At 65.2% G+C, this 16179-nt stretch carries 14 protein-coding genes and 1 tRNA gene; 11 read left to right on the top strand and 4 right to left on the bottom strand.

Annotation, left to right across the window (positions count from 1 at the left end; genetic code table 11):
* The first annotated feature begins 4 nt into the window (after window positions 1-4).
* From cpaB to E3N94_RS07715, 5 genes are read left to right on the top strand one after another with little or no spacing between them, the layout of a single operon-like run.
* Window positions 5-742, top strand: a complete 738-nt coding sequence (gene cpaB / locus E3N94_RS07695; protein WP_166790081.1) for a Flp pilus assembly protein CpaB — start codon at window positions 5-7, stop codon at window positions 740-742.
* The gene (locus E3N94_RS07700) at window positions 739-1746 is read left to right on the top strand and encodes an AAA family ATPase (RefSeq protein ID WP_104100710.1); all 1008 of its coding nucleotides are present in this window, start codon (window positions 739-741) and stop codon (window positions 1744-1746) included. The genes cpaB and E3N94_RS07700 overlap by 4 nt, the downstream gene beginning before the upstream one ends.
* Complete coding sequence (locus E3N94_RS07705) at window positions 1743-3227, top strand: CpaF family protein (protein WP_104100711.1); 1485 nt, start codon at window positions 1743-1745, stop codon at window positions 3225-3227. The genes E3N94_RS07700 and E3N94_RS07705 overlap by 4 nt, the downstream gene beginning before the upstream one ends.
* Window positions 3224-4180 carry a type II secretion system F family protein gene (locus E3N94_RS07710; protein ID WP_104100712.1) on the top strand — a complete coding sequence of 319 codons (957 nt, stop codon included), beginning with the start codon at window positions 3224-3226 and terminating at the stop codon, window positions 4178-4180. The genes E3N94_RS07705 and E3N94_RS07710 overlap by 4 nt, the downstream gene beginning before the upstream one ends.
* Window positions 4181-4189: 9 nt before the next feature.
* The gene (locus E3N94_RS07715) at window positions 4190-5059 is read left to right on the top strand and encodes a type II secretion system F family protein (protein ID WP_104100713.1); all 870 of its coding nucleotides are present in this window, start codon (window positions 4190-4192) and stop codon (window positions 5057-5059) included.
* Window positions 5060-5185: 126 nt separating this feature from the next.
* On the opposite strand, the gene E3N94_RS07720 is transcribed toward E3N94_RS07715, so the two are convergent.
* Window positions 5186-5674: a YajQ family cyclic di-GMP-binding protein gene (locus tag E3N94_RS07720; protein WP_104100714.1), complete on the bottom strand. Its 489-nt coding sequence runs from the start codon at window positions 5672-5674 to the stop codon at window positions 5186-5188.
* A gap of 25 nt (window positions 5675-5699) precedes the next feature.
* The gene (locus tag E3N94_RS07725; protein ID WP_104100715.1) at window positions 5700-6716 is read right to left on the bottom strand and encodes a LacI family DNA-binding transcriptional regulator; all 1017 of its coding nucleotides are present in this window, start codon (window positions 6714-6716) and stop codon (window positions 5700-5702) included.
* 152 nt (window positions 6717-6868) lie between these two features.
* On the opposite strand from E3N94_RS07725, the gene E3N94_RS07730 reads away from it, so the two are divergent.
* From E3N94_RS07730 to E3N94_RS07740, 3 genes are all read left to right on the top strand, one after another.
* Window positions 6869-6950 (top strand) — tRNA-Tyr (locus E3N94_RS07730).
* 31 nt (window positions 6951-6981) lie between these two features.
* Window positions 6982-7815, top strand: a complete 834-nt coding sequence (locus tag E3N94_RS07735; protein WP_134570032.1) for an inositol monophosphatase family protein — start codon at window positions 6982-6984, stop codon at window positions 7813-7815.
* 276 nt (window positions 7816-8091) lie between these two features.
* A complete protein-coding gene (locus E3N94_RS07740) occupies window positions 8092-9276 on the top strand; it encodes a M23 family metallopeptidase (protein ID WP_134570033.1) in 1185 nt (394 codons plus the stop codon).
* A gap of 27 nt (window positions 9277-9303) precedes the next feature.
* Here the strand turns inward: E3N94_RS07740 and E3N94_RS07745 are convergent, their stop codons facing one another.
* Both E3N94_RS07745 and E3N94_RS07750 read right to left on the bottom strand, forming a co-directional pair.
* The gene (locus tag E3N94_RS07745) at window positions 9304-10209 is read right to left on the bottom strand and encodes a GTP pyrophosphokinase family protein (protein WP_347232696.1); all 906 of its coding nucleotides are present in this window, start codon (window positions 10207-10209) and stop codon (window positions 9304-9306) included.
* 244 nt (window positions 10210-10453) lie between these two features.
* Window positions 10454-12121: a glycoside hydrolase family 13 protein gene (locus E3N94_RS07750; protein WP_134372046.1), complete on the bottom strand. Its 1668-nt coding sequence runs from the start codon at window positions 12119-12121 to the stop codon at window positions 10454-10456.
* 185 nt (window positions 12122-12306) lie between these two features.
* On the opposite strand from E3N94_RS07750, the gene E3N94_RS07755 reads away from it, so the two are divergent.
* The 3 genes from E3N94_RS07755 to E3N94_RS07765 all read left to right on the top strand — a co-directional run bounded on the left by E3N94_RS07755 (window position 12307) and on the right by E3N94_RS07765 (window position 16177).
* Window positions 12307-13533: a maltose ABC transporter substrate-binding protein gene (locus tag E3N94_RS07755; RefSeq protein ID WP_241987079.1), complete on the top strand. Its 1227-nt coding sequence runs from the start codon at window positions 12307-12309 to the stop codon at window positions 13531-13533.
* Window positions 13534-13629: 96 nt separating this feature from the next.
* The gene (locus E3N94_RS07760) at window positions 13630-15267 is read left to right on the top strand and encodes an ABC transporter permease subunit (protein ID WP_134372042.1); all 1638 of its coding nucleotides are present in this window, start codon (window positions 13630-13632) and stop codon (window positions 15265-15267) included.
* A 1-nt stretch (window position 15268) separates the two neighbouring features.
* The gene (locus tag E3N94_RS07765) at window positions 15269-16177 is read left to right on the top strand and encodes a sugar ABC transporter permease (protein WP_104100721.1); all 909 of its coding nucleotides are present in this window, start codon (window positions 15269-15271) and stop codon (window positions 16175-16177) included.
* Window positions 16178-16179: the final 2 nt, after the last annotated feature.

A 16179-nucleotide genomic window follows, 5' to 3' on the forward strand; every position in this document is an offset into this window, starting at 1 on the left:
TGCAATGAAAACCCGACTCATTGGCGCGATCCTCGCGATCGTTCTGGCCATCGTTGGCACCGTCGTGCTCACCGGTTACGTGAACAGCGCCGACGCGCGAGCAGCCGACGGCGCCGAGTTCGTATCGGTCTACCTGGTCGCCGATGAGATCCCAGCCGGCACCGAGGCGAGCGCGATCACCGACCTCATCACCGCGAAGCAGATCCCGGCCCTCGCCGCGGTGCCGGGCCGGGTGACGAAGCTGAGCGACCTGGAGGGCTTGGTGGCGGACACCGCACTGATGCCCGGCGAGCAGCTGCTCGAGTCTCGCTGGGTGACGCCCGCCACGCGGGCGGCCAGCGGAGACGTCGCACTGCCGGAGGGAATGCAGGCGGTCAGCATCGCCCTTTCCGTCGAGCGGGTGGTCGGCGGCACGATCAAGCCGGGCGACACCGTCGGCGTCGTGATTTCCGCTACCATCAAGGGCGCTGACGGCGCCGAAGACACGCCAATCAGCAGGCAGGTCTTCCACAAGGTGCTCGTCACCGCGGTACGCGAGGGAACCAGTACGCCCCCTGCCGACGGAGCGGACGCGGCAGCCGAGGCAGCCGAGACCGTCATGGTCACTCTCGCTCGGCCGACCGCAGATATCCAGAAGTTGGTTTGGGGCAAGGAATTCGGCAGCGTGTGGCTCACCATCGAGCCGAAGACGGCTGATGAGACCGGTTCAGCGGTCGTCGACGGAAGCGTCGTGTTCCAATGAGCCGCCCACGACTGAGCCCCTGGCGTGACGGGGTGCTGGGGTCGGTAGCGCAGACGGCCTCGGCCGTCGGACCCGGCGACGAAGCCCGGGATGGCAGCTCGGGCGAGATCGGGCTAGCGGATGTCACCGCACTCGACGACCGGTCGGCAGCCGATGAGCAGGAACCGTCCACCCTCGAACCCCCCACCCTCGATCCGCCCACGACCGAGGAGACTCCGGAGCCGGAGGTCATCCCGCGCCAGACCATCGCGGTGGTGGCCGCCAAGGGCGGTGTCGGCAAGACGACGATCGCGACCAACCTGGCCGTCGGCCTCGCCAAGCTGGCCCCGCTGTCGGTGGTGCTCGTCGATGCCGATGTGCAGTTCGGGGACGTGGCCATGGCCCTGTCGCTGACACCCGGACGCTTCCTGCCGGATGCCGTCACCGCCGTCGCGGCCAACGACGCCATGGTGCTCAAGGCCTACCTCACCCCGCATCCGGACGGCTACTACGTCGTGTGCGGCGCGGAGTCGCCGGCCGACGGGGACCGGGTCACCGGCGAGCAGCTCGGTCACCTGATTCGCCAACTCGCCGGGATCTTTCGGTTCGTGATCATCGACACGGCGCCCGGCCTGGGTGAACACGCGTTGGCCGCCCTCGAGGCTGCCACAGACGCCGTATTCCTCTGCGACATGTCCGTGCCGGGTGCACGCGGCCTGCGCAAGGAGCTCGCCGTTCTCGCCACCATCGGCATCATGCCGCCGGCCCGTCATGTCGTGTTGAACTTCGCCGACCGGGTGAGCGGGCTGAGCGTGAAGGACGTCGAGGCAACGATCGGTGTGCCGGTGGACGTCGCCGTTCCCCGATCGAGCCTGGTGACGCTGTCCACGAATCGTGGCATTCCGCTGCTCCAGAACGGAAAGAAAAATCCAGCGTCGGCTGCCCTCACGGACTTGGTGCGCCGATTCGACCCCAGCGCGTCACTCAAACGCGGTCGCTTGCATCGAAGGGTGGTTGTCGCATGAAACTGACCGACCGAGTGGAGGCGGCACGCCGCGATGGTCCACTGCACAAGCTCGACAAGAAGACCGGCAACGGCAACCTCTCTGCATCGAGGGCGGTGACGGACGTTGCCCTTCAACCCTCCACCGAGGCCACAGCTGCACCGGAGGCAGAGGCTCCCGCTCCGGAACCCGCGCCCATCCCGGCGCCGCCGCTTGACCCACTGGCAGAACTCAAGGAACGGGCGGCACAGGAACTCTTCGGCCGTATCGGCACGCGCCTGAACGACCCGAGCCTGAGTGAGGAACAGCTGCACTCGTATGCCAGGGCCGAACTCGGCAGCATCGTCGCCGCCGAACAGGTTCCGCTCAGTCCGGAGGAGCGCACCCGGCTGATCGCCGAGATCGGTGCCGACGTGCTCGGGTTCGGCCCGCTGGAGGCACTGCTCGCCGACGTCGGCGTGACCGAGATCATGGTCAACGGCCACGAGCAGATCTTCGTCGAGCGTGACGGCCAGCTCAGCCGCAGCGCTGCCCGCTTCACCAGCGAGGCCCAGCTGCGCCGGGTGATCGAGCGCATAGTGTCGAAGGTCGGGCGCCGCATCGACGAGTCGTCGCCGCTGGTGGACGCGCGCCTCGCCGACGGCTCGCGGGTGAACGCGATCATCCCGCCGCTCGCGGTCGACGGCTCCTCGCTCACGATCCGCAAGTTCGCGCGCGAACCTTTCACCGTGAACGACCTCGTCGGCTTCGGCACGCTGAGCGCCGAGATGGCCCAGGTGCTGGATGCCTGCGTGAAGGCCAAACTCAACATCATCGTCTCCGGTGGCACCGGAACCGGGAAGACGACGCTGCTCAACGTGCTCTCCGCCTACATCCCCTCCAATGAGCGCATCATCACCATCGAGGACGCGGTGGAGCTGCAGCTACAGCAGGACCATGTGATCCGGCTGGAATCCCGGCCGGCCAACATCGAGGGTAAAGGCGAGGTCACCATCCGTGACCTCGTGCGCAACTCCCTCCGGATGCGGCCGGACCGAATCGTGATCGGCGAGTGCCGCGGTGGCGAGAGCCTGGACATGCTGCAGGCGATGAACACCGGGCACGAGGGATCGATCTCGACCGTTCACTCGAACTCGCCGCGCGACGCGATCGCCCGGCTCGAAACCCTCGTGCTGATGGCCGGAATGGACCTGCCGCTGCGCGCCATCCGAGAGCAGATCTCGTCGGCGATCGATGTGATCATCCAGATCACCAGACTCAAGGACGGCACCCGTCGGGTCACGCACGTGACGGAGGTCCAAGGCATGGAGGGTGACATCGTCACCCTGCAGGACGCCTTCGTCTTCGACTACAGTGCCGGCGTCGACGAGGCCGGACGCCTGCTCGGCCACGCGGTGGCGACCGGGGTGCGGCCCCGGTTCGCCGACAAATTCCGGGACCTCGGAATTCCGTTGTCCCCGAGCGTGTTCCAGGCCAACCTCGTCACCCGGAGCCAGAGATGAATGAGCTGGCCCTCTACGGAGGAATCGCCGCCGCGCTGATCGCCCTGTTCGTGATCGTCTTCCTGGTGATCGCACCACCACGGCCCCGGGTGCCGCTGGAACGCCGTCGAGCGCCGGGCGCGGTGGACACGTCGACCCTCACCCGGGTGACTGACCGCACGGTCGAGGCCATCGAGGGTGCGATCCTTCGTCGCGGCCGCGCGCCGTTCACCGCGGAGGAACTGGAACAGGCCAGCATCCGGATGCAGCCGTCCGGCTTCGTGCTCATGGTGCTCTCGACGTCGACCGTGCTGGCCCTGACCGGCCTGCTCTTGGGAAACGGCACCTTCTGGGCGATACCGCTCCTGGCGACCTTCGCGGCGCTCGGCCCGATCGGAGCGAAGGTGTTTCTTCACGTGCGGGCGGGGCAGCGTCGCGCAAAGTTCGCGGAACAGCTCGACGAAACCCTTGCGCTTCTGGCCGGCGGCCTGCGGGCCGGTCACAGCCTGCTGCGGGCGGTGGACGCGGCCTCCCAGGAGACGCCGTCGCCGTCGGCGGACGAGTTGGCTCGGGTCGTGAACGAGACTCGCATCGGCCGGGACCTCGGTGATGCTCTCGACAACACCGCCACCCGGATGCGGAGCGAGGACTTCCAGTGGGTGGCGCAGGCGATCGCCATCAACCGTGAGGTCGGCGGCAACCTGTCCGAGGTGCTCGACCGGGTGGGCCACACCATCCGGGAACGCAACGAGATTCGTCGCCAAGTGAAGTCGCTCGCCGCCGAGGGAAAGATGTCAGCCTGGGTGCTGATCCTCTTGCCGATCGGGGTGTTCACCTTCTTGCTGCTGACGCAGCCGAACTACTTCGCCGGTTTCTTCGGCAGCATCTGGGGCATCGCCGCCCTAGTCGTCGCCGCCATCCTGCTCGTCGCCGGCTCATTGTGGATGATGGCCGTCGTCAAGGTCAAGTTCTAGGAGAATCCAGTGCCTTCACTCATCGCAATCCTTGCCTCGCTGGCCGTTGCCGGCGGGTTCGCGGTCCTGGTCGGCATCCTCGTCGGCGGTCGCGCCGCCAAGCCGATCACCGACCTCGGGGATGCAGGTCTAAACCTCGTCGGGACGACCGCAGCGCGCGTCAGACGGGGTCGAACGATGCGCGAACTGGCCCCCCGCGGGTACCTTGGGATGCTCGACCGCAGGCTGGCGCTCGCCGGTCGGCCCCCGGCCTGGACCATCGACAAGATCCTCATCGCCAAGCCGCTCGCGGGCACCGCCGGTGCGCTCCTGGCGCTCCTGTGGATCAGCGGGGACCCGGTCCCGACGCGATTCGTGCTCGGTGCGCTCCTTGTGGTTCTGTGCTTCTTCGTGCCCGACCTTCTCCTGATCAGCCGCGGGCAGGAGCGACAAGAGAAGATCCAGAACGCCCTGGCCGACACCCTTGACCAGATGACGATCGCCGTGGAGGCCGGCCTCGGCTTCGAGGCCGCCATGGCCAAGGCGGCGACGAACGGCAAGGGGCCGCTCGCGGAGGAATTCATCCGCACCCTGCAGGACATGAGCATCGGCCGCACCCGAACGCACGCCTATCAGGCGCTCGGCGACCGCACCTCGTCATCGGACCTGCGCCGGTTCACCCGGTCGGTCATCCAGGCCGACACCTACGGCATCGCGATCGCGGACGTGCTCCGGGTGCAGGCCGGGGAAATGCGCCTGCGCCGCCGTCAGCGCGCCGAAGAGAAGGCGATGAAGATCCCGGTCAAGGTGCTCTTCCCACTCATCTTCTGCATTCTGCCGGTGCTGTTCATCGTGCTACTCACCCCAGCCGTGCTGAGCATGATCGAAGCGTTCTCCTGAACCTCGCCGGAGCCGAACGCGCCCCTAACGAATTCGACGGAGATTCTGCTGTAAAAACACGCTTTGAGGCACTTCCGCGGCGAAATCGGCAAAATCTCCGTCGAATTGGTGAATGCAGGCGTGGGCCTAGCGGAAATTGACGAACTGCAGGGCCACGTCGAGGTCTTTGCCCTTGAGCAGGGCCATGGTGGCCTGCAGGTCGTCGCGGCTCTTCGAGCTGACCCGCAGCTCGTCACCCTGGATCTGGCTCTTGACGCCCTTGGGGCCCTCGTCGCGGATGATCTTATTGATCTTCTTCGCATTTTCCTGGTCGATCCCTGCCTTCATCGAGGCCTCGATCCGAAACTCCTTGCCCGAGGCGAAGGGATTACCAGCGTCCAGGCTGCGCAGGGAGATGCCGCGCTTGATCAGCTTGGATTCGAAGACCTCGAGGATAGCCTTGACGCGCTCCTCGGAGTTGGCCTTCAGGAGCACCTTTTCGCCGCTCATCTCGATCGAGGCGCCGACATTCTTGAAATCGTAGCGCTGTGCGACCTCTTTGTGCGCCTGGTTGAGGGCGTTGTCGACCTCCATCGGGTCTACCTTGCTGACGATGTCGAACGTTGAGTCTGCCATGCCTGCAATAGTACCCAGTGGGTGCCTATTCGCCCGGCCGGGCAGTGCTGGAGCGCACGAGGAGCTCGAATGGCATGGGGGTGTTCAGGGACGAGAGCTGGTTCTGGCCCGGACGCAGCCGGTCCAGCAGGATCTCGACGGCCTTCTCGCCCTGCCCCTGCGGAAACTGGGCGATCGTGGTGAGGCCGAAGAAGTCCGCGAGTTCGTGGTCATCGATTCCGATCACGGACACGTCCCGTGGCACGACGAGGCCGAGGTCCCGTGCCGCAAGGATGACTCCGATCGCCATCTCGTCTGAGCCGGCGAATACGGCGCTCGGCCGACCGCGCGGGTTGCCAAGAAGTTGAATGGCCGCTTGGTAGCCGCTTTTCATCGTGAAGTCCGCAGGCCTGAACAATTCGGCAGCCGGAGTGATTCCGGCTGCCGTCAGGGCTAACTCATAGCCGACCCGGCGGTTGGTGGGAAGATGGAAGTCCCGGTCGACGTCCTCATTTCCGCCGATGTGTGCGATCCGTGTGTGGCCCAGGGAGAGGAGATGTTCCGTGGCGAGCCTGGCCACGGCAACATCGTCGATCGTGAGCGTGCGAACACCCTCGATCGGGCCGCCGACGCCGACCAGCGGCTTGTCGAGTGCGTGCAGGGTGGCGACTTCGGTCGTGGTCAGTTCGAGCGAAATCGCGATGACAGCATCCACTCTCTGACGCAGCAGGAAATGGTTGAACACGATGCGGCGCTCGCCTCCGCCGCCGGTCAGGCTGAACAGGGTGAGGTCAAAGCCGTTCTTCAAGAGGGATTTCTGCGCACCCTCGACAACGCTGGAGAAGAACCAGCGGTCAAGGAACGGAACGACGACACCGATGTTCTTCATCCGGCCGGAGGCGAGACTCGATGCCGTGGACGAGACGACGTAGCCGAGTTCCCCGGCGGATGCTTCGACCTTTAAACGGGTGGCAGGGGATACATGGCCGTTGCCGCTGAGTGCGCGCGAAACAGTGGCGGTAGAGACGCCCGCGTGGCGGGCGACGTCATCGATGCCTACCATGAGGTTCCTATCGGGAATGAAGTTGAGTCATCTCCGATCATATCCACCGTCCGATAGGTACCGGACGTGCCGATTTCTCACTGGGGACCAAAACCTTGTATTCTGACTGAGCGTCTCCGGTCACGTGTTTTGCATATGGTCGGGTGCGTACTGGCAAGTTACCCAAGTGGCCAAAGGGATCTGACTGTAAATCAGCCGTCTTAGACTTCGGGGGTTCGAATCCCTCACTTGCCACTCTCTCTTCCGCATCATTTAGCGTTGCACCATGACCACACGTGCCTCAGCCGGATTGCTTCGCCTCGCCCAGGACACCGCGCTCGCCGCGGGGCAAATGGCTGCCCGGCGGAGAACTGTCGGGGTGCAGGTCGCCGCGCCGAAGTCCTCCCCGGAGGACGTCGTGACCCTGGCCGACCGGGAAACCGAGTCGCTGATTCGGGTTCTCCTGGCCGACGCCCGGCCCGATGACGGTTTCTTAGGAGAGGAGTCGGCGGCGACCTGCGGCACATCCGGCCTGACCTGGGTCGTGGACCCGATCGACGGCACCGTCAATTACCTCTACGGTTTTCCGGCCTGGGCGGTTAGTATCGCCGTCGTCGAGGGTGACCCCGATCCGGCCACCTGGACCACGCTGGCCGGCGCCGTCTACAACCCGACCGGTGACGAGCTGTTCACCGCGGCAGCAGGTGACGGGGCATGGCTGGGCGTCCGCCGGCTGCAGGTGCCGACGGACGTGCCGCTGTCGCTGGCGTTGCTGGGCACCGGTTTCTCCTATCGCGCGGCCGAAAGAGAGCGGCAGGCGGACGTCGTGCGGGGCCTGATCGGCGAGGTACGGGACATCCGTCGCATCGGGTCGGCCGCACTCGACTTGTGTTCGGTTGCCGCCGGGCGGTTGAACCTCTATTACGAGCGCGGGCTGAGCCCCTGGGACCACGCGGCCGGCGCGCTGGTGGCGCGCGAGGCCGGCGCTCGAGTCGGTGGCTTCGGAGCCGACCGTGAGGGTATGGGCCTGCTCATTGCCGGGGCTCCCGACCTTTATCGGGTCTGCCAACCCCTTCTGGCCAAACTTTTCGATGACTTCATGGCCGACGCGGAAGCGTAGGCGACTGAACCGCTTCGAACGAGACGGATGCCGCGGAAACACCGGTGACCGACGTGCTCGTGGCGGCCCGGGGAGATCGCCGGAAACGGAGGCAGTGCCCCTTTTTCGGGTGTCATTCTGCTTCGAAGAGTAGGGATAACCGGCCTCCGGGCGGTAGCCTGTACTGATTCGTTACTTTGGTTGAGGCCAAGACGACTATCTTCATCTGTCCAATGCGCCGAAAGAACCGATCCTTTGCTCCCTCACTCCTCTAGCTCGGCTGCCTCGGTGCTGGGTGTGAGTGACCCTGAAACGAAGCCCCTCACGCGTCGCGAACTGCGCGAGCGCGAGCGGATGTCCGTCCCGGTGCTGGACATTCCAGGCTCCGCGGTCACCGACGCGCCGACCGCCGCCGATCCCGCTAATGCCGGGCCGTCGACGCCGGACCTCGACCTTCTGGTCGCCGCGAGCCTCGCTGAACCCGAATTCGAGTCCGTGACGATCGCTGACTCGGACCGCCTGATCGCCGCGCCGGCCGCCGCCGACGCTCCGGTCTCCGACGTGGACCGGCTGCAGACGGCCATCTCCGCCGTCACGACGTCCACGGAGATCCCCTTCCCCACCCGGGCGCAGCGGCGCGCGGAACAGCCCGCCTCCCGCCCCCGCCGCGCATCGGCCCGGGAGCGCCTGGCGCCCGCCGTTCACCCGGCCGCCGCCACCGCGCCGGCACCCCAGCCCCGCACCACCGCGACGGCCCCCGCCAATCGGGTGCGCAAGTTCGCCACGACGGGCGTCACGATGGTCGCCATGGCCTTCGTCGCCCTGATGGCCGTGGCCACCTCCCTGCCGGCCGAGGCGCTGCTGTCCTCTGCCGATGTGCAGGCCGCCGCCTACAACGCGAAGCTGAGCGCCCAGGGCGAACCTGCCCAGACGCTCTCCATGACCGGCGGAGCGGACACCATCTCGGTCGAGCGTGACGGCTACGAATCGAAGACCATCGCCGAGGTCGCAGCGGCCAGCGGCATCCGGATGGAAGCGACCTTCACGAACAACCCGAACGGCACCGTGCAATGGCCCTTCTCGGTGGGCGTGCACATCGGTGACGAGTTTGGCTTCCGCGACTGTGCGGGCTGCTCCTCCAACCACGGCGGTCAGGACTTCAACCCGGGCCTGGGCGCGCCGATCCAGTCGATCGCCGACGGCGTCGTGCGCTACGCCCAAGACGGCGAAGGCAGCCTCGGCGTGCACATGATCATCGACCACATGATCGACGGCGAGCTCGTCTCCAGTGTCTACGCGCACATGATCCACGGCTCGATGCTCTTCAAGACCGGCGACGTCATCACGGTCGGCCAGGTCATCGGCCAGGTCGGCGACACCGGAATGTCCACCGGCCCGCACCTGCACTTCGAGATCCGCGTCGGCGGCAAGGACGGCACCAAGGTCAACCCGCTCGTCTGGCTGTACGCCAACACGAACTAGTTCGACCCCGACACGGGCCAGCTGGGACTAGCCGGCCGCCTCGGCCTTGGTCTCGTCCTCAGGCTCGGTCACTGGCGCGGACTCGGGCGGGGACTCGGCGGTCCGGGCGCGGCCGATGGCCGCGAGGAGGCCCTCTGGCAGCGCCAGCTGCGACAGCCCGGCGATCTCGAGCAGGTGGGTCTCTCCGCTGCCGTCGGGCTCCATGGCCAGGACCTGGTCGTGCAGGCCCTCCATTTTCAGGTCGAGGCGATTGGCGGCATCCGCCGCCTGCTTGAGGTCGCCCACCAGATCCACCGGAACCGCCCCGTGGTACTTGTAATAGATCTTGTGCTCGAGACTCGCCCAGAAGTCCATCGCGACCGTTCGGATCTGGATCTCGACCGTGACCTCGTCGACCCGGTCGGACAGGAAGACGGGGATGTCGACGATCAGGTGCAGGCTCTTGTAACCGTTCGGCTTCGGGGCGGCGATGTAGTCCTTGACCTCGAGCACCGTGACGTCGAGTTGGCTGGTGAGCATGTCGAGAATGCGGTACGTGTCCGAGATGAAGCTGCAGGTGATGCGGATGCCGGCGATGTCTTGGATCTGGGCGCGAATGTCGTCGAGGACGAGCGGGCAGCCCTTGCGGACGGCCTTCTTCAGGATCCCGTCGGGCGTCTTTAGCCGAGAGTTGACGTGCTCGATCGGGCTGTAGTCGTGGATGGAGGCGAACTCCTCCTTCAAGATGTTGATCTTCGTCATCATCTCGTCGGTCGCGAACTTGTATGCCAGCATGAACCGGGTCAGTTCTGTCGTGAGCTCGCGAAGTTCGGCGAGATCCCCGCGCGTCGGGGCCGCCTGGTCGGCTTCGGTGTCGGTGTCGGTGTCGGTGTCGGCGCCGGGTCCCGGTTCGGTTCCGTGTTCGGTTCCGCTGTCGATCCCCGTGCCGGTCACTGCTACTCCTTCTATGCGCTCCCCGTTCAGGCGACGCCCTTCGATTGTCCCATGGCGGCGCTGCGGGGTCACTGATCGCGTCGCCGGAGCACGCGGCATCCGTCGCCTTCGAGCGCCGTTCTGCCCCGTGCCCCGAACGAATTCGACGGAGATTTTGCTCTAGAACTGGGTTTTGAGCTCTAAACCGGCCGTTTCGGGCAGAATCTCGTCGAATTCGTTTGGGCAAACGCCCCTGGGGTGGGGGCTAGGCGCGCAGCCAGACGGTGGTGTCGCCGGGGAGCGTGTTGCCGGGCAGCGGGCCGCTGGCGAGGAGGAGTTCGCCGGCAGGCAGAGGCACGGATGCCGCGCCCGTGTTCGCGACGACCGTCACCGCGCCGTTGCGCAGCGCCACGATCTCGTCAGCGTGGCCGTCCAACCACTCCACCGAGCCCAGCCCGAGGGCGTGCTCCCGGCGCAGGCCCAGGGCCAGCGTGTACAACTCGAGGGTGGAGCCGGCGACGCCGACCTGCGCGTCGCGGGCGAGGCCCGCCCACTCGTCCGGCTGCGGCAGCCAGCTCTCGGCCGAGGGGCCGAAGCCGTAGGAGGGAGCGGCGGCTTCCCAGGGGAGCGGCACGCGGCATCCGTCACGGCCGTAGCGCTCTCCGTTGGTGCGAAACCAGGTGGGGTCTTCGCGTGCGGAGTCGGGCAGGTGGATGACCTCGGGTAGACCCAGTTCCTCGCCCTGGTAGAGGTAGCTGGAGCCGGGCAGTGCGAGCATGAGCGCCGAGGCGGCCCGGGCCCGGTGCAGGCCGATCACGCTGTCGGGCAGGTCGGGCGTCGTCGGCCCGATACCGTGGCCCTGCAGGTTCTCGTGGTTGAGCGCGAGCCGGGAGGCGTGGCGCACGACGTCGTGGTTGGAGAGCACCCAGGTGCTCGGGGCACCAACTGCGCCGAACGCAGCAAGGGAATCGTCGATGACGCGGCGGAGGGCCGGGCCGGCCCAAGCCGTCTCGAGGTAGGCGAAGTTGAAGGCCTGGTGCATCTCGTCGGGGCGCACCCACTCGGCGACGTGGCTGAGCGGATCGACCCAGGCCTCGGCCGCGAGGATGCGGTCGCCCGGGTACTCGTCGAGGATGAGGCGCCAGTCGCGGTAGATCTCGTGTACACCGTTCTGGGCCCAGTAGGGCGCGGTTTCGGGCCACTCGGTGATGATGCCTGACCCCTCCGTCGAGGCACCGCCCATGCTGCCGCCCGCGACCGGAGGCGTGTAGTCGGGAAGACCGGTCGCTTTGATCATGCCGTGCGCGACGTCCACCCGAAAACCGTCCGCCCCGCGGTCGAGCCAGAACCGGAGCACATCGCGGAATTGCGCCTTCACCCATTCGTTGTCCCAGTCGAAGTCGGGTTGTGTGGTGTCGAAGAGGTGCAGGTACCACTGGCCGGGAGTGCCGTCCGGGTTCGTGACGCGGGTCCAGGCATTGCCGCCGAAGACGGAATCCCAGTTGTTCGGGGGAAGGTCGCCGTGTTCGCCCTGGCCATCACGGAAGATGTAATGCGCGCGCTCCTCACTGCCCTCGGCGGCGGCGAGGGCAGCTTTGAACCACGGATGCTCACTTGAGGAGTGGTTTGGCACAAGGTCAACGATCACGCGGATGCCCAGCTCGTGTGCCGTGTGCTGCAGGGTGTCGAAGTCATCGAGCGTGCCGAAGAGAGGGTCGACATCGCAATAATCGGCCACGTCGTAACCAGCGTCGTTCTGCGGTGAAGTGTAGAACGGCGAGAGCCAGATGGCGTCTATCCCGAGAGCCCGGAGAGCAGGGAGACGATTGGTGATGCCGGTTAGATCGCCCATCCCGTCACCGTTGGCGTCCGCAAAGGACCGAGGATAGATCTGATAGATAACTGCGGTTCGCCACCACTCTGAGCCTGTCATGAAAAGAAACCCTACGGCATTCTCGTGACTATGGAAGCGCTTGCAGGACTGCGGGCTGTGCGCATCACCTGCTCAAGATTCAGATCCGACTATTTCAGTTGTCAATGGTTCCGATACTTGCTATAAATGTAAACGCTTGCATAAATTTTCAATGTCCTGAGAAAGGCACACCAATGATGGTGAACATGAAAGGTCTCGTCGCTGCCGGCGCAGTAGTGGTCGCAGCGTCCCTCGCATTGTCCGGATGCTCCGGCGGGGCCTCCCCGCAGGGTGGCGAGGGCGATAAAGCCGCCGCCAACACCTTGACGGTTTGGGTCGATGCCGACCGCGGCACGGTCCTCAAAGACGCGGCGGCGGCATTCACGAAGGAATCCGGCGTCAAGGTAAAACTCATCCAGAAGGACTTCCCCAAGATCCAGGAAGAGTTCATCGCCCAGGTTCCGACCGGCAAGGGCCCCGACATCACGATCGGCGCCCACGACTGGATCGGGAACCTCGTCTCGAACGGCGTGCTCAAGCCCGTTGAACTCGGCGATACGACCGCTGACTTCCAGCCGGTCGCCGTCACCGCGATGACCTTCGAGGGCAAGACCTACGGTGTCCCCTACTCGATCGAGAACATCGCCCTCCTCCGCAACACGGCCCTGGCGCCGACCGCGCCGGCGACGTACGCGGACATGGTCGCCGCCGGCACCGCCGCCGGCACTGAGTTCCCGTTCCTCGTGCCCGTTGGACCGGAATCGGACCCGTATCACCTGTACCCGTTCCAGACCTCGTTCGGCGCCCCCGTGTTCGGCACCAACTCCGACGGCAGCTACAACGCCGAAGACCTCTCGATCGGCAACGCCGGTGGAGAGGCCTACGCGGCCTGGCTCGCATCCGAAGGCGCCGCAGGGCACCTCAGCGTGAACATCACCAACGACATCGCCAAAGAGAAGTTCAACGCCGGCGCATCGCCGTTCTTCCTCTCCGGTCCGTGGAATGTCCCGGATGCCCAGAAGGCCGGCATCGACGTCGCGATCGACCCGATCCCGACCGCCAGCAGCAACCCTGCCCAGCCGTTTGTCGGCGTGCAGGGCTTCTTCGTGAGTGCGAAGACCAAGAACGCTCTCGCTGCCAATGAGTTCCTGGTGAACTACATCGGCTCCGAAGAGGTGCAGAGCGCGCTCTACGAGGTCGGCGGGCGCCCGCCCGCGCTGACCAGCGCCTTCGAGGCAGCTGCCGCCGACCCGATCACCGCCGGTTTCGGTACGGTCGGAGCAACCGCCGTTCCGATGCCGAACATCCCGCAAATGGGCAAGGTCTGGCAGTTCTGGGGCGTCACCGAGGCCGCGATCATCGCGGGCGAGGGTGACCCGGCAGCGCTGTGGCAGAAGATGACCGGCGAAATCCAGGGCGCCATCGCGAAGTAACACCGTGTGCCCGGCTCTATCAGGGGGCCGGGCACAGCGTGCTCCCTCACCGCACATCAGGCAAGGTTGCCGGCAGGCGCCAGAGAACGGACGAAGATGCCCACCCCACGAACAGGTCGCGATCGCACCGCGCGCGACAACTCGCTGGTCACCCAGTGGAGGCAATCCAAGCGGGCGGGACGAATTGCCGAGGCGGCGTCCGTCGGGATCAAGATTCTCCTGGTGAAAATTCTGCTCCTCGGTATCGTCGACGCAATCAGCGTCTACGCTCTCTTCGTGCTCTTCCTGAAACAGGACTGGGTCATCTTCGGACTCGTTCTGGCAGTCACCCTGATCGTCAACTGGATCTACTTCAGCAAAAACGCTCTGCCGGCCAAGTACCTCACCCCCGGCCTGATCTTCCTCGTGATCTTCCAGATCTTTGTTGTGGGCTATTCCGGCTACATCGCGTTCACGAACTACGGCACCGGGCACAACAGCACCAGGGCGGACGCGGTCGCATCACTCATCGCTTCCGCGCAGCAACGAGTGCCGGACTCGGTCGCGTATGACATCACCGTGATCGAGCAACTGGGTGCCTACAGCCTCCTCGTCACCGACCCTGACGGCCGGATCAGCGTCGGCGGCACCGACGCGCCCCTGCGTGAAGTCACCGATGCCGAGACGGATGCCGACGGCGTCGCCACCGCACTTCCCGGCTACACCTCGCTCAAGTTCAGCGACATCGCTGCCAATCAAGAGGTCATCGCGGCCCTCTCGGTGCCGCTCACCGACGACCCGAACGAGGGGGTGCTCCGCACCCCGGACGGCTCAAAGGCCTATCTCTACCTGTCCGATCTGGTCTACGACGAGGCCGCGAGAACGATGACGAACACCACGACGAACGTCGTCTACGCCGAGGACGGCACGGTCGGAGCGTTCGCCGCGGAGGACGGTACCGAACTGCGCCCCGGCTGGAAAGTTGAGGTCGGATTCGATAACTTTGCCCGTGCGTTCGGCACGGAATCCATTCGGGGGCCGCTGATCAACGTGACCCTGTGGACCTTTGCCTTCGCTTTCCTTTCTGTCGCCACCACGTTCGCGCTCGGGCTCTTTCTGGCGCTGGTCTTCAATGACCTGCGGATGCGCGGACGCAACGTCTACCGCGTCGTCTTGATTCTTCCCTACGCGTTCCCGGCATTCCTGTCCGCGCTGGTCTGGGCTGGGCTGCTCAACCCGCAGTTCGGCTTCGTCAACCAGGTGCTGTTCGGCGGAGCGGAAATACCCTGGCTCACAAACGAGTGGCTGGCCAAATTCAGCATCATCTTCGTGAACCTGTGGCTCGGCTTTCCCTACATGTTCCTGGTCTGCACGGGTGCTCTTCAGTCGATTCCCGGCGAGTTGCAGGAGGCAGCAACGGTCGACGGGGCGCGGCCCTGGCAGGTGTTCCGGCTGATCAAGCTTCCGCTGCTGCTCGTGTCGGTGGCCCCGCTGCTCATCTCGTCGTTCGCGTTCAACTTCAACAACTTCAACCTCATCTACATGCTCACCAATGGCGGGCCGAGAGACGTTACCGCGGGAGTGAATGTCGGTGCGACCGACATCCTCATCTCGATGGTCTACAAGGTCGCCTTCGTCGGTGCGAACCGCGACTACGGATTGGCGAGTGCGTTCTCCATCATCATTTTCCTGCTGGTCGCGATCGTGTCGATCATCAGCTTTAGGCAGACCAAGGCACTAGAGGAGCTGAACTGACATGCAGGTCAACAATCGGGAGACTAGCGACCGCATCGTCGTGAGAAATTCGTCATTCCAGTTCAAGCGCTGGTTCAAAGCAACGGGATGGCGCCACCTGATCGGCGTGTTCATGGCCGTGTTCTCGGCGTTCCCCCTTGTCTACGTGCTCTCGGCAGCGCTGCAACCCGGTGGCACCCTGATCACCGCAAATGGGCTATTCAGCGAGGTGAGCCTCGGCAGCTTTGTGACGCTCTTCAACCTGCCCCAACAGCCATACGCCGCCTGGTACGGCAATACCCTGATCATCGGAGTAATCACCTCGATCGGCACGGTTTTTTTGGGGGCCCTTGCGGCATATTCCTTCTCCCGGATGCGTTTTTTCGGTCGCCGGGGGGGACTGCTCACGCTCGTACTGTTGCAGATGTTTCCCCAACTGTTGGCTGTCGTCGCGATATTCCTCCTGCTCAACGGCATCTCTGATATCTTCCCGGCGATCGGACTGGACTCGCAGGTCGGCCTGATCATGGTCTACCTCGGCGGGGCTCTTGGGGTGAACACCTACCTGATGTACGGATTTTTCAACACGATTCCCGCTTCGATCGACGAGGCCGCCAAGTTGGACGGTGCTGGTCACGCTCGCATCTTCTTCACGATCATCCTGCGACTGGTCGCACCCATTTTGGCGGTCGTCGGCCTCCTCTCTTTCATCGGCACGACGAACGAGTTCGTCATCGCGAGCATCGTGCTGATCAGCCCCGAGAATCAGACCCTCGCGGTGGGCCTCTACCAGTTCGTGTCTCAGAAATTCTCCACCAACTACTCGGTCTTCGCGGCCGGCGCCGTGCTCGCGGCCTTGCCCGTGATGGCCCTGTTCCTCTGGCTGCAGAAGTACATCGTCGGTGGCCTGACCGCCGGATCGGTGAAGTAGGG

Origin of the sequence: Cryobacterium sp. Sr3 (assembly GCF_004402835.1) — a bacterium.
GTDB classification, from domain to species: Bacteria; Actinomycetota; Actinomycetes; order Actinomycetales; family Microbacteriaceae; genus Cryobacterium; species Cryobacterium sandaracinum.